The 17,448-nt window shown below is 62.1% G+C and carries 17 protein-coding genes; 8 read left to right on the top strand and 9 right to left on the bottom strand.

The genetic code is table 11. From position 1 onward, the window contains the following. Positions 1-9: 9 nt before the first annotated feature. A complete protein-coding gene (locus JMV54_RS08000) occupies positions 10-3,288 on the bottom strand; it encodes a hypothetical protein (RefSeq protein ID WP_201518392.1) in 3,279 nt (1,092 codons plus the stop codon). Between the two features lie 41 nt (positions 3,289-3,329). Then, positions 3,330-4,694 (bottom strand): SWIM zinc finger family protein, encoded by a 1,365-nt coding sequence (locus tag JMV54_RS07995; protein WP_201518391.1) that lies wholly within the window; start codon positions 4,692-4,694, stop codon positions 3,330-3,332. Positions 4,695-4,891: 197 nt separating this feature from the next. On the opposite strand from JMV54_RS07995, the gene JMV54_RS07990 reads away from it, so the two are divergent. Next, a complete protein-coding gene (locus tag JMV54_RS07990) occupies positions 4,892-5,266 on the top strand; it encodes an SMI1/KNR4 family protein (protein ID WP_201518390.1) in 375 nt (124 codons plus the stop codon). 75 nt (positions 5,267-5,341) lie between these two features. Here the strand turns inward: JMV54_RS07990 and JMV54_RS07985 are convergent, their stop codons facing one another. Then, the gene (locus tag JMV54_RS07985; RefSeq protein WP_201518389.1) at positions 5,342-5,770 is read right to left on the bottom strand and encodes a GNAT family N-acetyltransferase; all 429 of its coding nucleotides are present in this window, start codon (positions 5,768-5,770) and stop codon (positions 5,342-5,344) included. A gap of 174 nt (positions 5,771-5,944) precedes the next feature. On the opposite strand from JMV54_RS07985, the gene JMV54_RS07980 reads away from it, so the two are divergent. The 3 genes from JMV54_RS07980 to JMV54_RS07970 all read left to right on the top strand — a co-directional run bounded on the left by JMV54_RS07980 (position 5,945) and on the right by JMV54_RS07970 (position 7,702). Continuing rightward, positions 5,945-6,178 carry a FitA-like ribbon-helix-helix domain-containing protein gene (locus JMV54_RS07980; protein WP_201518388.1) on the top strand — a complete coding sequence of 78 codons (234 nt, stop codon included), beginning with the start codon at positions 5,945-5,947 and terminating at the stop codon, positions 6,176-6,178. Next, the gene (locus tag JMV54_RS07975; RefSeq protein WP_201518387.1) at positions 6,175-6,612 is read left to right on the top strand and encodes a type II toxin-antitoxin system VapC family toxin; all 438 of its coding nucleotides are present in this window, start codon (positions 6,175-6,177) and stop codon (positions 6,610-6,612) included. The genes JMV54_RS07980 and JMV54_RS07975 overlap by 4 nt, the downstream gene beginning before the upstream one ends. Before the next feature lie 565 nt (positions 6,613-7,177). Next, positions 7,178-7,702, top strand: coding sequence for a GNAT family N-acetyltransferase (locus JMV54_RS07970; protein ID WP_201518386.1), 525 nt, complete (start codon positions 7,178-7,180; stop codon positions 7,700-7,702). 152 nt (positions 7,703-7,854) lie between these two features. Here JMV54_RS07970 and relB read toward each other — a convergent pair whose 3' ends face one another. After that, positions 7,855-8,067 carry a type II toxin-antitoxin system RelB family antitoxin gene (gene relB / locus JMV54_RS07965; protein WP_201518385.1) on the bottom strand — a complete coding sequence of 71 codons (213 nt, stop codon included), beginning with the start codon at positions 8,065-8,067 and terminating at the stop codon, positions 7,855-7,857. Positions 8,068-8,167: 100 nt separating this feature from the next. Between relB and pcp the strand changes: the two genes are divergently transcribed. Then, positions 8,168-8,806: a pyroglutamyl-peptidase I gene (pcp, locus tag JMV54_RS07960; RefSeq protein WP_201518384.1), complete on the top strand. Its 639-nt coding sequence runs from the start codon at positions 8,168-8,170 to the stop codon at positions 8,804-8,806. A 68-nt stretch (positions 8,807-8,874) separates the two neighbouring features. Here the strand turns inward: pcp and JMV54_RS07955 are convergent, their stop codons facing one another. Beyond that, the gene (locus JMV54_RS07955) at positions 8,875-9,198 is read right to left on the bottom strand and encodes a putative quinol monooxygenase (RefSeq protein WP_201518383.1); all 324 of its coding nucleotides are present in this window, start codon (positions 9,196-9,198) and stop codon (positions 8,875-8,877) included. A 58-nt stretch (positions 9,199-9,256) separates the two neighbouring features. Next, positions 9,257-10,876, bottom strand: coding sequence for an ABC-F family ATP-binding cassette domain-containing protein (locus tag JMV54_RS07950; RefSeq protein WP_201518382.1), 1,620 nt, complete (start codon positions 10,874-10,876; stop codon positions 9,257-9,259). Positions 10,877-11,048: 172 nt separating this feature from the next. Here JMV54_RS07950 and JMV54_RS07945 point away from each other — a divergent pair, with 172 nt between their 5' ends. Both JMV54_RS07945 and JMV54_RS07940 read left to right on the top strand, forming a co-directional pair. Next, positions 11,049-11,630: a GNAT family N-acetyltransferase gene (locus JMV54_RS07945; RefSeq protein WP_201518381.1), complete on the top strand. Its 582-nt coding sequence runs from the start codon at positions 11,049-11,051 to the stop codon at positions 11,628-11,630. Positions 11,631-11,819: 189 nt separating this feature from the next. After that, positions 11,820-12,221 (top strand): DUF488 domain-containing protein, encoded by a 402-nt coding sequence (locus tag JMV54_RS07940; protein WP_201518380.1) that lies wholly within the window; start codon positions 11,820-11,822, stop codon positions 12,219-12,221. Here the strand turns inward: JMV54_RS07940 and mgtE are convergent. Both mgtE and JMV54_RS07930 read right to left on the bottom strand, forming a co-directional pair. Further along, entirely contained in the window at positions 12,171-13,523 is a 1,353-nt protein-coding gene (gene mgtE, locus JMV54_RS07935) for a magnesium transporter (RefSeq protein ID WP_201518379.1), read from the bottom strand. The two genes, JMV54_RS07940 and mgtE, sit on opposite strands and share 51 nt — an antisense overlap. Before the next feature lie 116 nt (positions 13,524-13,639). Then, positions 13,640-14,188 carry a hypothetical protein gene (locus tag JMV54_RS07930; RefSeq protein WP_201518378.1) on the bottom strand — a complete coding sequence of 183 codons (549 nt, stop codon included), beginning with the start codon at positions 14,186-14,188 and terminating at the stop codon, positions 13,640-13,642. 80 nt (positions 14,189-14,268) lie between these two features. Here JMV54_RS07930 and JMV54_RS07925 point away from each other — a divergent pair, with 80 nt between their 5' ends. Beyond that, positions 14,269-16,122, top strand: a complete 1,854-nt coding sequence (locus JMV54_RS07925; RefSeq protein WP_201518377.1) for a vWA domain-containing protein — start codon at positions 14,269-14,271, stop codon at positions 16,120-16,122. A 26-nt stretch (positions 16,123-16,148) separates the two neighbouring features. Here JMV54_RS07925 and JMV54_RS07920 read toward each other — a convergent pair whose 3' ends face one another. After that, complete coding sequence (locus JMV54_RS07920; RefSeq protein WP_201518376.1) at positions 16,149-17,330, bottom strand: serine/threonine-protein kinase; 1,182 nt, start codon at positions 17,328-17,330, stop codon at positions 16,149-16,151. Between the last annotated feature and the right edge of the window lie 118 nt (positions 17,331-17,448).

Genomic DNA, 17,448 nt, shown 5'->3' with positions numbered 1-17,448 from the left:
CGTCTTCAGTCAGCTCCGCGACTTGGCTGTGCCAAAGTCTGCGGCCAGCGCCCGGGCCTTCTTCAACGCCGCGGACGAACCCTTCTTAGCTGCCAGCACGCCGATTCCGTCCCACGCGTCAGCCGGGACGTAACCTCGGCGGGTGGCTTCGAGCAGGAACTCGGCGTGCAGCGTCACAACGTCGAGGACACGGTTCACCCACTTCGGTACCGCCTCCTGGTTCCCGGCGAACCGCAGGGGTTCGCTCAACGTTGGCCACAGGAACGGCAGCAGTTCAGGCTGCTTCTCCAGGATGTACACCACTCGCGCCGGGCTCCACACCTCGTGGTACGTCAGCAAACCGATCGTGGCGGCTTTTACTGCTGCGGAGCCGTAGGCCCCTTTCTCGGCCAATTCTTGCAGTCGTTCCGCCGGCCATTCCCGCTTCTGGTGTGCGTCGTCGGCGCGCACCGCCAGGTAAGCGATCAATACCGCAACCAGCGCGTCGGAAAGCTCGGGTGTAGCCCCGCTCTGTCGGTTCTTCGTGCCCACGCTCCGGTTCTTGAAATCGTTGGTCACCCAGGCTTTGCCGTCCCAGTGCAGCCAGCATTTCGTGCCTTCCGGCTCGTCCTGGCTCACGCGCTTGGCAATGGGCTGCCTCTTCTCCGCGATGTCGTGGAACAGTCTGGTCGGGCTTTCAATTTCGAATACGGACGCCGGGTAGCTGGGAACAACCATGTCGAGTTGCAGGTGGGGCTGCTTTGTGTTCGAACTCGACTCGCGCAGCGAGTACGTCGCCCCATCTGGGATGTTCGGTTTGGTCCCGGCCGTCGCCGGCCAGATCCGTTCGAACCGCGCTACGTCGAACGTAGGCGTAGCAGGCTGCGGAGGTTCCACCTGCCGGTCGGGCAATTGCTCGACGACGGCCTTGGCAGCGACAACCGCCTTCGACGACCCGCTCCGAGCCGCCAACGCACGTACCCCCGGCACCTCCAACGCTGACGCCGGTGCAACACCCGAGGTGACCGCAGCCAGCACCTCGCCAACATAGTCTTGCATCGCCTGCGCTGCCTCGGCGGTGCCTGCCAACATCCGCGGGGCTTTGAGAGAGGCGAAGAGCACGTCGTCCAACACCGGCCAGACAACCGACAACATGCCACGATCCGCTGCGTCGCGCAACGACTCAACAAATGATGCGATGTTGCTCAGCTGAGCATCCCAGTCGAGGTAGTCGATGTCAGCAACGCCGGGCACTAAAAGCCCGCGCTCCCAGGCTTCTTGTAGCGCTAACGCTGACTCGGTGGCATACTGCGGGCGTCCGTGACGTTGCACGGCCAGCAAATTCACCGCCCCGCCCGGCCCAAGCGGCTTGGCGCTGCGAGCTAACTGCCGAGCCATGACCGATGCATAGTCCGGGTAGAGTCGTCGATCAAGGTCGATATTCAGGGCATCACCCCAGTTGGGGAATACCCCGAAGCAGTTCTTGATCCGGTTATTGACGATCATATTGCAGTCCAACCCAACCAACGACTTGGGCCAGGCCAAGTTGCCATTGCGGTCTGACAAGGCAAAAGGCGCCTCCATATCGACGAATGGTCTCTTCAGGTAGGACATGATTACTTGGGCTGTGTTTCGAAGTAGCAGCCTGCCGTTTGCCAGCTTCACCGGAACCTCGGGCAGGCTGGCTTTAGCGTCCGCCTTCGTCACGTCGAGGCGAGCCAGCGCCATAACCAGGTCAGCCTGCAGCACCGGGACGTTTGCGGCGGCGTACTTTTCCAAGGACGCAACCAGATCGTCGAACTCGACACTCAGATCAACCCGCGATGGTTGCGATAACAGACAGGGGATCTGCCCGAGGTGGTCAAACGTGCTTTCAACACGCATGTACCACAAGAAACTTCCCGCTTGCCAACGGGGACGCGCCGGGTCCCCCGCCAACCAGTTACGGACGACCTGTGCCCAGAGCGCCGACGAGATCCCACTGAGCGCCCTTCGGGTGTCGTCCAGGCTGTGGTTAGCCAGTGCGACCGCCAGCGCCAGGAATCGTTCTGCGTCCAAGTCGAGCACAGCAATGTCACCGCGAGATGTCAACACTCGAAGCGCTTCGGTCAACGCCTCCGGGGTGACCTCACCCAGCTCAAACCTCGGGACGCTCCACAGCTCTGGAGTTGGCTGCCACAGCCCGGTGACCTCGGGCTCTTCGCTTGCGACCGCGGGGGTCACGTTCCAATTCGCCAGCACCGCCTCGGCCAGCTTCGCCGTGGCTTTGTCGCGGGACTGGGCAAGTTCACTCAGTCTGTCGTATAGCAGTTCTGCACTCGCCTGCCCCGGAAAGTCGCGCTGCTTCAAAGCAGTCAACACTTGTCGCACTGCCTTCTGTGTCTTCACGTACAGGCAAGCCAGAGCCACTTCTCCCACCAGGTCGTCGGCTACGTTCGCGATCAGTCGAGGGCCGAAGCTCTCGACGATCGGCCCTTCGCCGTGACTCAGGACGGGGATCAGCGCATCGACGCGGGTCACCAGTTCATCGTCGGTCACCGCGATGTCGTTCACGATCAACGACGTGAGTGCTTTACGATCACCAGGACGCACCGCCGCATCCAAAGACGCAAAGAGCTGCTCCATCCCCGCGCTGCGCTCGATTAGCCCTGCTTTGACCGCAGCGGAAAGAAGCTTGCCCAAAGGCCCCGTCATGGGTACACCTGAATGCAGTGCTGCCCGCCAGTGCTCGTCAAATGAAGGGCGCAGTTCTTCAAAGGTCGGGAGCGCATGTTTTTCAGGCCATGGGATTTCGGCGACGTCACCGGTAAGCGCCGCAAGCGCCACCACTGCCCAGTCTTTGAGGTAGTCGATTTTTTCCGGGACGGCTAGCCCGAGGTCGCACACCAACCGGACGGCCGCCTCCCCATGGGCGGACAGGGAGTGCTCAGACGCCCTCAGGAGCGGCAGGCACACTTCATCAATGAACTCGGCGGCGTAAGCCTCGCCGCGTTGGGCGACACACCTGGCCAAAACAACATCGTCGGCATGCTGCAGCAGCCACAATGCCCTGTGCGGGATCACACCGAGCCGCAACTCAAACAGCGCCAGCATGGTTTCATCGACGTCCACCGCGCTGATCCAGCCGTAAGTGTCCGGCCCGACCTTCCCGTACTCGCCCCAGTCGCCGGTTCTCAGACCGGCTAAGGCCACCTTCTGTTGTTCTTTCGTGCCGAGCGGCAGCGTTGGCGCATCGGCAACATCAGCCGTGTCCCAACCTAATTCACGGAAGATTTCAACGGCCTCATTCAGCCTCGGATTCACTGCCATTCGAGTCCCTGTCGTTCGGTGGGGCTGGTCGCTTCTTTTGCCTACGCATTCACTGACTGCTGGTTCGTCGCCGATTGGCTGCGGGTCAGCATAACTGCGAGAACGTGCTTGCACGGCCCACGGTCGCCGCCGTGTGAGAGGTACCAGGTGCAGCTGCAGGTGGCGCCCTTCTCTGGGATGGCAGCATCGGAGCCGAGCCGCACGCCATATTCGGCGTCGCCTGATGTGACGATCCAGGCATCCGAACCGGCGTTCCGCACGGCGCCGGCGGACACGAGCTTCTGCGCTGCAGTCAACCGTGGGTTGTCCTTTTCGACCCGTTCGGGCGAGTCAGGCAGTTCGCGATGGAAGTAGGCCTGGTCGTTGACGTCCCAACCCACACGGCCCGAGGCCGCGAGCAGCGCCAGCGCGGACTTTACCCGGGCCTCGGGTAGCGCGGTGTCATTGGAAAGGCGGTGCACATCGATAACCGGCTCAAAGGCCAACATGGCGCTCACCAAGTTGGCGTCCTCCGTGACGTTCGGTTCTGCCAGCGAGGCCAGTAGGGAGCCTTCGCCGGAGTAGCCGCGCCATTCCTTATCGGTGAGCCCGAGGGTGAGCCGGGCGTCCGGAAGCAGCAGAGTGATCATCGCGCCAACGATGTGCTCGTCGGCGGGACCGTGGACAATGAGTCCTTGCACGTGCGGCATCAGCCGTTTCAGTGCGCTCAGCCGCTGCAGACCACTGACCAGTACCGCCCCTGGCGTCGCCACCGCACTGGCGTTGACCGCGCCGCGAGACGAGGACAGCCAGGCAGAATGCCCGGACGCGCTCGCAGGAGGTAATCCGGCAAGGAACCGGCGCGCACCCGAGGCCGGCACCCGGAACGCCTCGACGAAACCTTGCTGCGACTGCGCCGCGTTGCCCAGCGCGGGCAGCCAGCGTGACGGCATCGTCACGGGACGCTCAACCGTGGACGTCGTCAGCGTCGCCGCCCGCAGACCCTCTGCGCCGACGTCGAGATGCAGGAGTTCATGGCGCGGCAGATTGGACAGCATCGCCCTGGACGCGGGGCCGATGTCGACGTTGGTGGTGCCGCGTCCGATGTCGCCGCCGTCAAGGCCCGAGCCCATCAACTCGAAGCATGCGTAGACGGCGTTGCATCCCGAAAAACACTCGGCTCGCAGTCGATCGCCGTGTGCGGAAAGGATCGGGTCGCGCTCCGACATCGGAGTGAAGTTGTAATAGCGGGTGGCGGTGATGTCGGCCAGTGTCACGAGCCCGCGGGCGAGCACCTGCGGGTGGGTTGCGAAGCCGTGGAAAAAACTGGGGGATGCGTTGAGTCCATCAGGATCCAGCCCGGGCGCGAGTGCGAGCCTGAGCCGGTTGTCCACGAGAGTGGTTTCTGCGGAGAAGATCCTTTCCATCTACGCCTCCAAGCCGGTGCCTTTCGTCGCTAGCAAGCCGTATTTGACGCTCAGCCTACTTGACCTCGCGTGGGTTGCCGGAAGGTGGCAAGGAGACCGCTTAGCGGTGAGGTATGTGGAGCGGCGTGCTGTTGTGTCCGGCATCTGAGTATTGATAATTGTCGCCAAGGGACAGGGGCTTCGAGTAGCCTGGGCGTGTGGCTTTTCCTGTTGATGAATCACGCATCCTCGCTGCTGAGGAAGCATTGGGGCGCACCTTCCCGGACGTTTTGCGTCAGCGCCTGATGTCAGAGAACGGCGGTGAAATCGACGACGCCGAGGAGGGATACTGGTTCCTCTACCCGGTGTATGACGATTCCGACCGGCGCCGGCTTGGCCGCTCGGCGAATCACGTGGTGAAAGAAACCGAAACGTGGCGCACCCAGGCCGACGGATTCCCGCAGGATGCCGTTGCTGTCGCCGAGGACCAGGAAGGCAACGCTATCGTTCTGCTGCCCGGCGACGACCGCTTCTATGTTTGGGACCACGAGCTGCGGGAAACGGAACCAATCGAGCTGCTTTTTGACGAGTGATGCTCGTCGGCCCTAGCCCTGGCGCCTGGTGCTTCGATTTTTTGGTGAGCAAAGCTCCCGCTATTGAGCATCCGCTCAGCTGAAGTGCACAAAAACGCGCACCTGTTCGCTGAGATCGCCGAGGTCGCGGGTTTCGGTGAAGCCCATGGCTTCGTAAAACGACCGCGTGGCCTGCCCGCAGTCGGTCATGAGCACTTTTTGGCGCACCTTGGCGTAGGGCTCGAATGCGCGTGAAAATAGCTCGCGGCCAATCCCGCGGCGATGGTGGCTCGGTCGCACGAGGATGTCCTGCAAATAGGCGATCGTGAGCCCATCGCCGACGATGCGGGCAAGCCCCACGAGTTCGCGGCCAGCTCGCGCGGTGACGACCCGAAGCGAGGCGCCAATTGCTGCTTCGAGTCGTTCGGGGGTGCGGGTGTAGACCGTCCAACCGACGGAATCGTAGAGCGAAACCAGTTCTTCTCGCGTGGGCACGTCATCGTGCATGTAAGTCACGAGTTCCATGTCCGCGAGCCTAATGCAGAAATCAATGAAGACCCCGGCTGGTCGCACACACGGGAGCTTTTAGAGTCTTAGCTCTGCACAGCGGCTCAGACGGCGTCGCCCCTGCTGATGCCCTCAGTTCCAACGCCGTTCGCAGTGATTGCATGTGTGCAATCGTTTCTGGAGGTGGGCACTATGGCATCGATTGTCGTCAGGGGTCTTGACGAGTCGGTCAAGGCTCGGCTTGCTGCTCAGGCAAAAAAGCGTGGGTGCTCCATGGAAGCTGAAGTTCGAGAGATTCTGACCCGGGCTGCGACGCAGCCGAACATTGGTTTGGCGCTGTTGCGTGCAGGCCAGTCGGTTGGTGGGGTTGAGGAGCTGCCGGTTACTGAGCGATCCGACCGCGCCCGCGCAGTGGAGTTCTCGTGATTGTCCTCGACGCCAGCGTGGTCTCAGAGGTGCTCCGACCTCATCCAAGTGCCCAGGTCGTAGCTTGGCTGGAATCGGTAACCGATGACGTGGCCATCACTGCCATCACTCTTGCGGAGCTGCTGGCCGGACTTCGCCGGCTCCCGAGTGGCAAACGCAAGGCTGTCCTCACTGAACAGGTCGAAGGTGTCCTGCGGCTGTATCGCGATACGGATGCGATCCTCGCCTTTGATGACTTGGCGGCATCGCACTATGCCAGCATCTTTGCCGAACGAGGATCTGCCGGGCTGCCGATTTCGATGAGAGATGCGCAAGTAGCAGCGATCTGTCGCGCCCGAGGCGCAGTCTGTGCGACTCGTAATATCAAGGATTTTCTGGGAACTGGTGTCTCGCTAGTTGACCCCTGGACAGGGGCTTCGCATCCCGCTTCCTAGTCGACACGACTGCACCTGACGAGGAACTACAACTAGGTGTGGTTGGTCATGATTGCAGTGCATGTGAAAAGCGGGTTGCATGATTTGTATGTCCAGCCCGCTGGGGATCCGCGCCGCGTTCGTATCTGATCGAGGGCCCACGATAGATCGTCCAGCGTCCACATCATGACTTCAGACTGCAACTCACACTTCAAATTTTGGAGTCTGAGTTGCAGTCTGCGTCCTGGTTGGGGGCCTAGGGTCACACTCCGCTCCCGGCAGCCTGAGCATCGGATGACTCCAATGAAGGTCACCGCGAGGCCGGTGAGAGTCTCTCGCCCAGACTGCAAATGGCCTGGTGGCGCGTCCGTTGCACGACACACTCGCTGCTGCGCTCAAATATGAAGTGCAGCGCGGTGGCCCGACGCAAGCCGGGCTCAGTGACAGCAAAGAGCGTGAGATTCGGGTCAGTCTCGTTTCATCCCGTGGTTAGGGTCTAGAGGTGCAGTCCACGGGGCTTGCCCCCTGCCGACGTACTGCCGGTGCTTGTTTGTGCGGCCTGAGTAGGCCGTGGCATTCTGATGTGATGAATTTGACGCTCAGGCCGATGGTGCCCGCCGATCTTGATTTCTTGTGGACTTGGATGCACGGCACCCCGGATGCGGAATGGAAGCGCTGGGATGGCCCCTATTTTGAGGCATCCGCAAGCCCCAGCAGGGATGAGTTCGACCGGCAAGAATCGGCCAGTTTCGAAAGCCAAGACCGTCGCATCATCGAGGTTGACGGTGAGCCTGTTGGTGTGGTCACGCGTTTCGAAGGGGCACCTGCTGGCGGCGGTTGGTGGGAGATCGGCATTACCATTTTCGATCCGCGCTGGTGGGGTAGGGGAGTCGGTCGGACGGCGCTGACACAGTGGCTGGCGGCGACGTTCGATGAGACGGATGCGCATGTTGTCACGTTGCAGACGTGGTCGGGTAATGAGCGGATGATCGCGTCGGCGAAGCGCTGCGGTTTTGTTGAGTGTGGCCGGGTTCCTGAGGCACGCGCCTGGGATGGTCGCCGCTGGGATAGCGTCAAAATGTGTGCGTTGCGGCCGCAACCTTCCCACTGACAGCACCGTCGAGATTCGCGTGTCGCAAGAGAGGACGCGCGCATGCTCGAAACAGATTCCGAACACGAGTGAGCTTCGGAATAACGCCCTCTTGAGCTGCTTGCGTGCTCGCGCGGCGAGCTCAACGCGGTAGCTGCCGGACCGGGGTGACATTAGTCGAGCTCGGCGAACACTTCGTCGATGCTGAAGCGTTCGCCGGAGTCGCGTGCGATTGCTTCGCGTAGTTCTTGGAGGTCGTAGGAATCTTCGATCTTTTCCAGGATGGCGGTGCGAGCGAAATCAGAGATCGTGACGCCCTCGAACTGTGCGAATTTGCGCACGAGCGCAGCGTCTTCTTCGCTCATGCGCACTGTCACTGTGCTCATCGTTTCTCCGTTTCACCGCGCTGAATACAAGGTATTCACGGTCGTGGGCTGCCGGCAAGCGCCCCTCCCCCGGGCCAGCCAATTTCGGTAGCGTACCGGCATGGCAACGATTCTCGTGACCGCATTTGAACCCTTCGGTGGCGAAGACCGAAACCCAGCGCTCGACGCAATGCGGGCCCTGCCCGAAACTATCGCCGGCGCCCGCATCGCCACCTGCGTCGTGCCAACCGAATTCAACCGGTCAATCCGGGTCGTCACCGAAGCGATCGAAAAAACACGGCCGGTCGCCGTGCTTGCGATCGGCCAGGCTGGCGGGCGGGCAGCGGTGACCCCAGAACGTGTCGCGATCAACCTTGATGATGCGCGCATCCCCGACAATGCCGGAGCCCAACCGCTCGATCAGCCGATCGTTGCCGATGGGCCCGCCGCATATTTCTCGACCCTGCCGGTCAAAGCGATGGTGCAGGCAATCCGAGCCGCGGGTGTTCCCGCCGAACTTTCACACACCGCCGGCACCTACGTCTGCAACCACCTCATGTACGGCATCCTCCACCACCTTCGTGATTCGCACACGCGCGGCGGATTTGTGCACGTGCCATATGCATCCGAGCAAGTTGTCGGTCGCACAGATACCCCGTCGCTACCGCTCGAGAGCATCGCTACCGCACTCACAGCGGCCATCGAAGCGATCGTCGAAAACGACGAGGATATTGCGCTTATCGCCGGCACCACGCATTAGGTCTGCGGCGGCGCTATCGGGCGCCAGCGCCCCCGAAGGTGCAACCGGCACCGAAAGCGCATCAGCGGCTACTCGACGGCGAGCTCTGCCATCGGGCCCCAGCCCTCATCGCCCTCAACCTGGCGCGACACGATCTGCGGGGTTGCCGCGAGATACTGCGGAAACTCCCGCTGCATCTGGCGGAAATGCTCCGACTGCACGTGCGGGGCGGCACCGTCATCATCGAACGCCTCGATGAGCACGAACGTCGACGGCTCTTCCAGGCTGCGCGACCACTCAAACCAACGGTTGCCGGGTTCTGCCCGGGTCGCCTCGGTGAAGGGGCGGACGATTTCTGGCCAGCGGTCAACGAACTCGGGTTTGACGTTGCATTTCACGTTGATGATGATCATGGAACTGTCCTTTCACGAGGCGTGTGCTGAGCGTAACCCGCGCCGCTGATGAGCGCACTCATGGCAGCTGCAAATCGATGTGTGCCCCGTCCCATTTTTCGATCAACCAGCGGTCGTGAGTGGCGACCACCAGAGTTCCGTTCCACTCGAACAAGGCAGCTTCCAGGGCCTCGATAGTGTCGAGATCGAGATAGTTGGTTGGTTCATCAACGACGAGAACCTCTGGTTGTTGCGCGATCGCAACGGCGAGTTGGGCGCGGCGCTGATTCCCCTCCGAAAGGCTGGAGATCGGGGTGTGCCACATTGACGGATGCAGCACGCCGGCCCCAAGTTCACCGATTCCGATTCGCCACACGGTGCGGTCGAAGCCTGCGTCTCCCAGCTGAGGGAGCCGCTGTGGCACAGCCGCCAGATGCCCGGCCACGGTGAGTGTGCCACTGGCTTCGCCGGGGGCTGTGCCCTGCACCAGCCACGTGAGCAGGGTCGATTTCCCCGAACCGTTCGCGCCAGTCACGAGCAGGCTCTCACCGTGTGCCAGGTCGAATGTCGTCGAAGACAATCTGCCGCGCACTTCGGCAGCTCGCGCCATCACCGCCAGCCCGGTTCGGGATCTTACGGGATGCAGTGAGAGTTGAAGTTCGTATTCCCGGGGCCGCCTCACCTCGTGTGCTTCGAGTTCGCGGAGCCGGTGATCATCACTGCGGGTGCGGCGAGTGGCGGTGGTCGCTGCTCGATCAGCGAAGAACTTGCGTTCCTTGCCCTCGGCTTCCGCAAGTCGAACCCCACCGTGGGCGATTGACGAGCTCTCGCTACGGTGCAACTTCAGGTTTCGTTTTGTGGCCTGCTGTTCGCCGTGTAGCTGTTGGTGGGTGGCTCGGGCTTGCTGTTTCGCGACCAAATAGTCGCTATAGGTTCCCGAGCATCGATATATCCCGGGGAGCGCACCGGTGCCCGTCGCGGTCGCGATGGCCTGCCAGGGTGCGATATCGAGGTCGTAGATGACGGTCGCCACCGCGTCGACGAACTTGCGGTCATGGCTCGCCATCAACAGCGGGCCGGGATGCGCCAGGAGCAGTTCGGTGAGGAACTCGACGGCTTCCTGGTCGAGATGGTTTGTTGGTTCGTCGAGGATCAGCACCTCGGGGTTCGCGAGCAGTGCTGCGGCAAGCTCGATGCGTCCAACCTGACCGGGAGAGAGCGTTGACAGTGACCGGTTCTGCCCGTCTCCGGTGAGCTGGTCGATACCGAGCCCAGCAAGGGTTTCATTGATGCGTGCATCCAGCGACCAAATATCGTGCGTGGTCATCGCGGCAAGAAGGGCATCATACTCAACCGCAAGCTGTGGCGAATCGGTTGTCTCGGCGAGTGCGGCAGTTACCGTGGAGAATCGCGACTCGATTTTGCGCAGATTATGCAGAGCGATATCGAGATAGCTGCCGACAGTCTGGTTGCTATTGACCGGTGGCGAGAGTGTCGCGAGCTGAGCCCCTCGAATTTGGACGCTGCCCGACTCTGGATCGAGTGTGCCGCGCACGAGATCGAGCAGGGTTGATTTGCCGCAGCCGTTTGGGCCGATGAGACAGGCACGTTCACCGTCGTCGACGCTGAACGTAATGCTTTCAAGTAGCGGTGCAGAAGTGTGGGAAAAACACAGGTCGTTGATTTCGATGGCAGACAAAATGATCTCCAGATGTGTCGAGCAGATACGACGTCTCGGCACGGCCGAGTAGAGATCACAGGCTCATCGGAACAGCACATCCTTGGTATTGAATAACAACGAACTCATGCGACCCTAGCATGTTCGCGGTTTCAACAACGACCTACAGACTCGGGAAAACGAAGCAGCAGCCATGACCATCCAGCCCGCGCCGAAGGTATTGCCAGCGGCAGACCCGCAGGTGGCGCAGCTGTGCGCTCGCGGCTGGAAAATCACCGAAGAATCGTTTGGTGCCGAGCTGCAAATTACGCCCGGGGTGCGGCAACAACTGGCGCGTATCGATACATCGGATCTCGGTATCCGGCCGCTTGTTGTCGACGATTTGTCGTGCATCCTGGCGCTCGATGCGCTGACGCTCGGCGACTATCCGGGCGGTGTTGCCACCGCGCACGCGCCGCTCACGAGAGAAACCGCCTGCCCGACGCTGGCCCGGCGAGCCTGGGGCGCTTTTTACGACAGTGAACTTGTGGCGATGACGTGGTTCGACATGGATGCATCGGGCACTTTCGCCGAGATTGACTTCACCGTTGTTGCGCCGCACTGGCGCGGGCGGGGTGTTGCTACCGCACTCAAAGCTGCTGCCATTGTTGCGTTCGCAAATGCCGGCGTCGAACGGGTGCGCACGGGCGGGTCGATGCGCAACACCGCGATCATTCGCACTAACGAGGCGCTCGGGTTTGTGATCGACGAGCGCTGGGTGACGCTGGAGGCGTGAAATGTCTGGCCAGAACCGCTCTCGCTGAGTGAGAGCGAACGGCACATTCGGGCCGGGCCGTCGCGATCACATCTGCATCTGGCACATTGCGCTCGAACGAAATGCCCAGCTCGGCTTTGGCGGTGACAATGTTGACGCTGCTTTCCCGTTAGCACCGGGCTCACAGCGCGCCCAACTAGCGTCGGTGAGATGAAGATTGTCAGCGCACGAGTACGTGACGAGGATGCTCCGGTGGGAACCCGAATTCTCGTCGATCGGTTGTGGCCGCGCGGCGTCAGCAAAGAACGCGCGAGGATTGATTACTGGGCCAAGAGTTTGACCCCGTCAACGGAGTTGCGGCGCTGGTTTCACGCCGATCGGGATGCGCGATACGACGAGTTCGCGGCACGCTACCGAGCCGAGCTTGACGATTCCGACAGCGCTGAAGCCGTCAGCGTAATTCGAAAACTCGCCGCAGACACGCAAATCGTGTTGCTCACTGACGCTAAACAACCGGCCAAGAGTCATGTGCCGATCTTGACGGAATGGCTGCGGGAGCAGCTAGATTCCCAGCACCGCCTTGGCGATGAGGAAATACACAATCAGGCCTGATGCATCCACGAGGGTGGTGATGAAGGGGTTGGCGAATACTGCCGGGTCGATGCCGAGCTTCTTAGCGACCATTGGCATCCCGCCACCGACCGTGGCCGCTAGTGTGCAGATTGCGGTGAGGGTGAGCCCGATCACCGCGCCCACATCCCAGCCGTAAAACAGCCCCGCGACAACAAAACCGAGGGTGCCGAGCAAAACTCCCAGGAGCGCGCCCACCCGCACTTCGCGCAGCAGCACCTTGCCAACGTCTCGATTGTGCACATCACCCACGGCGAGGGCGCGGGTTACGGTGGTTGCGGCCTGATTACCGGTGTTCCCACCCGTGCCGATCAGCAGCGGCACAAACATCGAGAGCACCACCATCTGCGAAATCGTGTCTTCAAACGCCTGCAGCACCTGAACGGTGAGCGTCGCGCCGATAGCGAGCACGAGCAGCCACACCACTCGCGAGCGCACAATCTCCACAATCGGGGTGGCGAGGTAGGGGCGACGCAGCGGCTCAGCACCACCCATGCGGGCCTGGTCTTCGGCGTTGGCGTCTTCGAGAATTTGCAGCGCATCGTCGACGGTGAGGAGCCCCACCAGGCGGTGCTCGCGGTCGACAATCGGCAGCGCCAGGTGTTTGCGGTCGGCGCAGCGTCGAGCGGCTTCTTCGGCCGACTCGTGAGCAACCGCGAGGTCGGCTGGCTGCATGAGATTTTCCAGCAGCTCATTGGCCGGTGCGCGCATGAGATCGCGCAGGCTGAGCACCCCCGCCAAGCGACGATCAAATTCGACAACCGGCAGCGTATAGATGGATTCGGCATTGTCGAGGTGTTTCGTCACCGCTTCGAGTGCCGCCTGGACGGTCATATTTGGGTGGAGCGTAATCAGCTCGGGGCTCATCCGGCGACCGATCGACCCCTCTGGATAGCCGAGCACGATACCGGTGAGCTCGCGCTCGTCCTCCGATAGTCCCGCCAGCAGCCGCGTTGCCACCGATGCGGGCAGCTCGTCGAGCAGCTCGGCCCGGTCGTCGGGATCCATCTCTTCAAACACCGCGGTGACTTCGGGGGCGAGTAGCCCGCCGAGTAGGTCGGCTTTTAGCGTGGCATCGAGGTCGTCGAATGTTTCCACGGCGGTGTCTTTGGGAAGCGTGCGATACAGCAGGGCGCGGTGCTCGCGGTGGAGTCGCCCCATAAGCGCGGATGCGGTCTTGGCGGGGCAGTCGCTCAGTATCGCCGAGAGTTTTGGTACGTCGCCCTCGCGCAGGGCCGCATACAGCTCTTTTTCGTTAATTAGCGTGTGGGGTGTCGAAGACATCGACAGCTCCTTCCTGCGCGGCGCCAAGACCCGGTTGGGGCTGAACTGAACACAGCCAGGCTCGAATATAGCCCGGTCAGTGAACTAATACCGCAGTTTGCGCTGGCGACCGTAAATTAGTGCTCGGTGCCGCGCATAGTGCGTTCCCAGTGTTCGACGGCTTCGGCGGTGCGGGCCACGCTATAGGCATAGATGAGTTCGGCGGCACCTGGATGCGACTCGCGCAATTGGGCAACGATGGCGAGCCACTCGGCGGCGTCTGCGGTGGCGCGAAACACATCCTGCATCTCTCGCACCGATACCTGGCTGTCGCGCGTGGCCGAGCGCATGGTCTGGGTGGTGGTGTCTTGGATATCAAAATTGGTTTCGGCAATAACCGCGACCCGGGCATCCACCTCACCCGGCGTCACTGCGCCATCGGCAACTTGCTGGGCCAGCAGATGCAGTTGCTGCAGGCGTGCCAGTGCGCTGGGGTTGCCAATTTTTGCTCGTCTGGCCGCTACCAGATGCGAAAGCATCGGCACCGAGAGCCCGATGGTGCGGGCCACCTGCGACTGATTGATCCCCAAATATCGGGTGATGTGCGCGACGATTTCGGCAACGCTCGCGCCGTAGAGTTCCCGCTGCCGAGAGCTGTTTTCCGATTCGATGGGACCTGTGTTCACACCAAAAGAATACGCTGCAAACACTTGACATGCATCCATCAGTAGCCCAGACTTTCCATGTGTAAACACAAGGAGGGGAAATGAAACACCTGCGAACACTGCTGGCAGCAGCAGCAATCTCAGCGCTGAGCTTCACGCCGACACTCGCGGTCGGTGCTGCGACCGCCGCGTCACCCGCGCCGCAAATCGAACAACAGAAGGTGCAAAAGGTGCACCTCGTCATGGACTCGTCGGGTTCAATGGCCGAACCCACCGGCGGCGGCAAAAGCCGTATCGACGCGGCAAAAGACGCCCTGAACTCGCTGGTCGACAACGCCCCCGAAGACACCCAGCTGGGCCTGCGCGTTTATGGCAGCTCCGCAACTGCCGAGGGCAGCGACGAGTCGTGCCGCGACTCAAAACTGGTCGTACCGATCGGCACCGGCAACCGGGATGCACTGCGAAAAGAAATCGACAAATACACGCCGGTTGGCTGGACCCCAATCTCGTACGCCCTCGAACAGGCCGGTGAAGATATCGGCAGCCCAGGGGAGAACGAGGAGCACACCATCGTGCTCGTATCAGACGGCGAAGAAACCTGCGTTCCCGATCCCTGCCCGGTTGCCGACAAACTTGCCGCAAAGGGCATCAACCTAAAAATTAATGTGGTCGGCCTCAACGTCGACGGCAAGGCCCGTGAACAGCTGCAGTGCATCGCCGATCACGGTAACGGCACCTACTTCGACGCCGAAAACGCCGACGAACTCGAAAACGCGATCAACGATGCGGCGATGCGCACCGGCCAGCACTTCGCGCAGGACGGCAAACCCATCACCGGCGGCGACCAGGAGGGAAGCGCGCCCGAGGCAAAGCCTGATGTCTACACCGACACCCTGCAGGACGGCAAAGACCGCTGGTACCGCATCCCAAAATCCGCTGACGACTCAACCATCTGGGCGGGCGCGCTGATTCAGGCCGAACGCGCCGTCGCGAGCATTAATTCTTTGCGGCTGACCTTTGTCGACCCAGCCACCGGCGAAAAATGTGCCACCGAAGCCGACTCGACCACCGGCATCAGCCCGGTAAGGCTGCACGCCGTGAGCCTCGCCAGCACCGAGTGTGAATCGGCATCTGAACTGCTGTTGAGTGTCAATCTCGAGCTTGAGAGCGCGAAAGAACTGCCATTCCGGCTCACGCTGATCGAAGAAGCCCCCGCACTCAACGCCGACAGCCTGCCCGAGCCGGCCGAAGACCCCAAGTGGGAAGAAATGCCGCCCGCCTCGGCAACGGGCGAGGTAGAGTACGGCGCCGCCAATTTCGGCGATGCCCCGGTGCTCGAGCCGGGTAGCCACTCGGTGGCGCTCACCGAGGGTGAAGCGCAAATCTATGCGGTCGACCTCGACTGGGGGCAGCGCCTGCAGGTGCAAACCGACCTCAAACTGGGCGACCGCAGCAGCGTCTACTGGAGCACCGAGCTGATTTCGCCCCTGGGCGTCGAAGCCGCCACCCTCGAAACCGACAGCTACGGCTCGTCGAATCAGGGATCGGTTTCGATGAAAGCCACCACGACGGATATTCGCTACAACAACCGCGGCAAGATCGGCGCGGCGGGTGAAAACGCGCTGCCCGGCCGCTACTACATCCTCGTGTCGGGTGGCGATCCAGATGCGATCGACACCAAGCAGGAAGAGTGGAAGGGTACGATGCAGATCAATGTCGTCGGCGAGGCCGGCGACGGCGCTCCCGAATATGCCGAAATGACCGCGCCGACCACCGCCGCTCCCACCGAGACCTCGGCAGCAGCGGACACCCAAAAGCACGACAAAACAACTCAGGCGTCCGAAGACGGGCCGAACTGGCCGCTTATCGGCGGGCTCGGCGGCGGTGCCCTGCTGTGCGCGGCAGTGGGTGTGACCGCAATCGTCCTGCTGCGCAAAAAGAACGCCGGAATTTAGCGGCCAGCCCGGCAACGAACCGAGAACTACAACAGCGCCACGACCGCGGACGCAGCTGCCAAAAGCGTCGCCATCGTGATCGAAACGATTGCGACCACGCGCAGCTTGCGTTCGCGGTCGGTGGTTGTGGATGCATCGGCAACGGGCCCATCGTTGGCCTCGGCATCGGTTGCGGCCGGTTCGGCTGCGGCCGGCTCTACAGACGTGAACGCCACGGTTTGCGCATCCGGCGCACCAAAACGCTTGGTCATTTCATGCCCGGTCATACGGACTTCGCCTGCCCGTGCATCCAAGCCTGCCCGTGCATCCAAGCCTGCCGGTGCATCCAAACCTGCCGGTGCCGCGCCGCTGTCGAACTGATCGAACACGAATGGCGCGTCTTCCTCGCCCTGCCAAGGAGTCCCATCGGGAACCAACTGTTCGGCGGCGAGCCGCTGCAGCACCTGGTGAGCGGTGTGGGGGCGCCGCTGCGGATCGGCCTCGGTGAGCCACTCCAATATCGGCCACAGCCGCGAAGCATGTTCGGCAGGGAACTCGCTCGGCCGCATCCCAGTGACCAGCCGCTTACCCACCACCCCGGCCGCGTAAAGATCGTGATGCGGGGCGGGTTCGGCGCCGGTCGCCGCATCCGGGGCAAGATATCCGGGAGTGCCGATGCTCATCCGGGTTTCAGTGAGTCGCGGCTCATCGCGCACCACGGCGATTCCGAAATCAGCCACCCGCAGCACGGGGCGCCCCGATCCGGTCGCCTCGAGCAGCAGGTTCGCGGGTTTGATATCGCGATGCACCACTCCGTGATCGTGAATTTCAGCCAGCGCCAGCAGCAGCTGCTGCAGCAGCACCGCGGCGAACGAATCGGGGAGGGCGCCGTGGTCGCGCACCAGCGTTTCAACCGAACCGCCCCGCACCAAATCCATTCTCAACACCACGATGTCATCGTCGGCCGCCCAGCCGCTGGGCGCGGCGATATGCGGGTGGCGAAAACGCAGCGCCTGTTCGCGCACAAAGCGCAACAGCATCCCCGCATCGTGAGCGCGCAGCTGTTTAACCGCCACCTCGCGCCCGGTTTTGCGATCGAACGCCCGCCACACTGAACTGGCGCCGCCCGAACCGATCTGTTCGCGCAGTTCAAATCGCGAAGCAAGCACGCGCGGCCCGGATAGGCGCGCGTCGGCCGAGTGGGATGCGGCGGGATCGGTGGGAAACATCGGGGGACAGTCTAGATGGCTTTAAAAACGTTGAAATATACGGCGCCAGGGCCATAAACACTCGCATAACACCTTGGTTTCGCTTCGGCGCCGCTCACGCTCGATGGGGCCGGGTGCA

This window comes from Gulosibacter hominis (assembly GCF_904842695.1).
Taxonomy (GTDB): Bacteria; Actinomycetota; Actinomycetes; order Actinomycetales; family Microbacteriaceae; genus Gulosibacter; species Gulosibacter hominis.
This window is presented reverse-complemented; position numbering and strand designations above follow the sequence as displayed.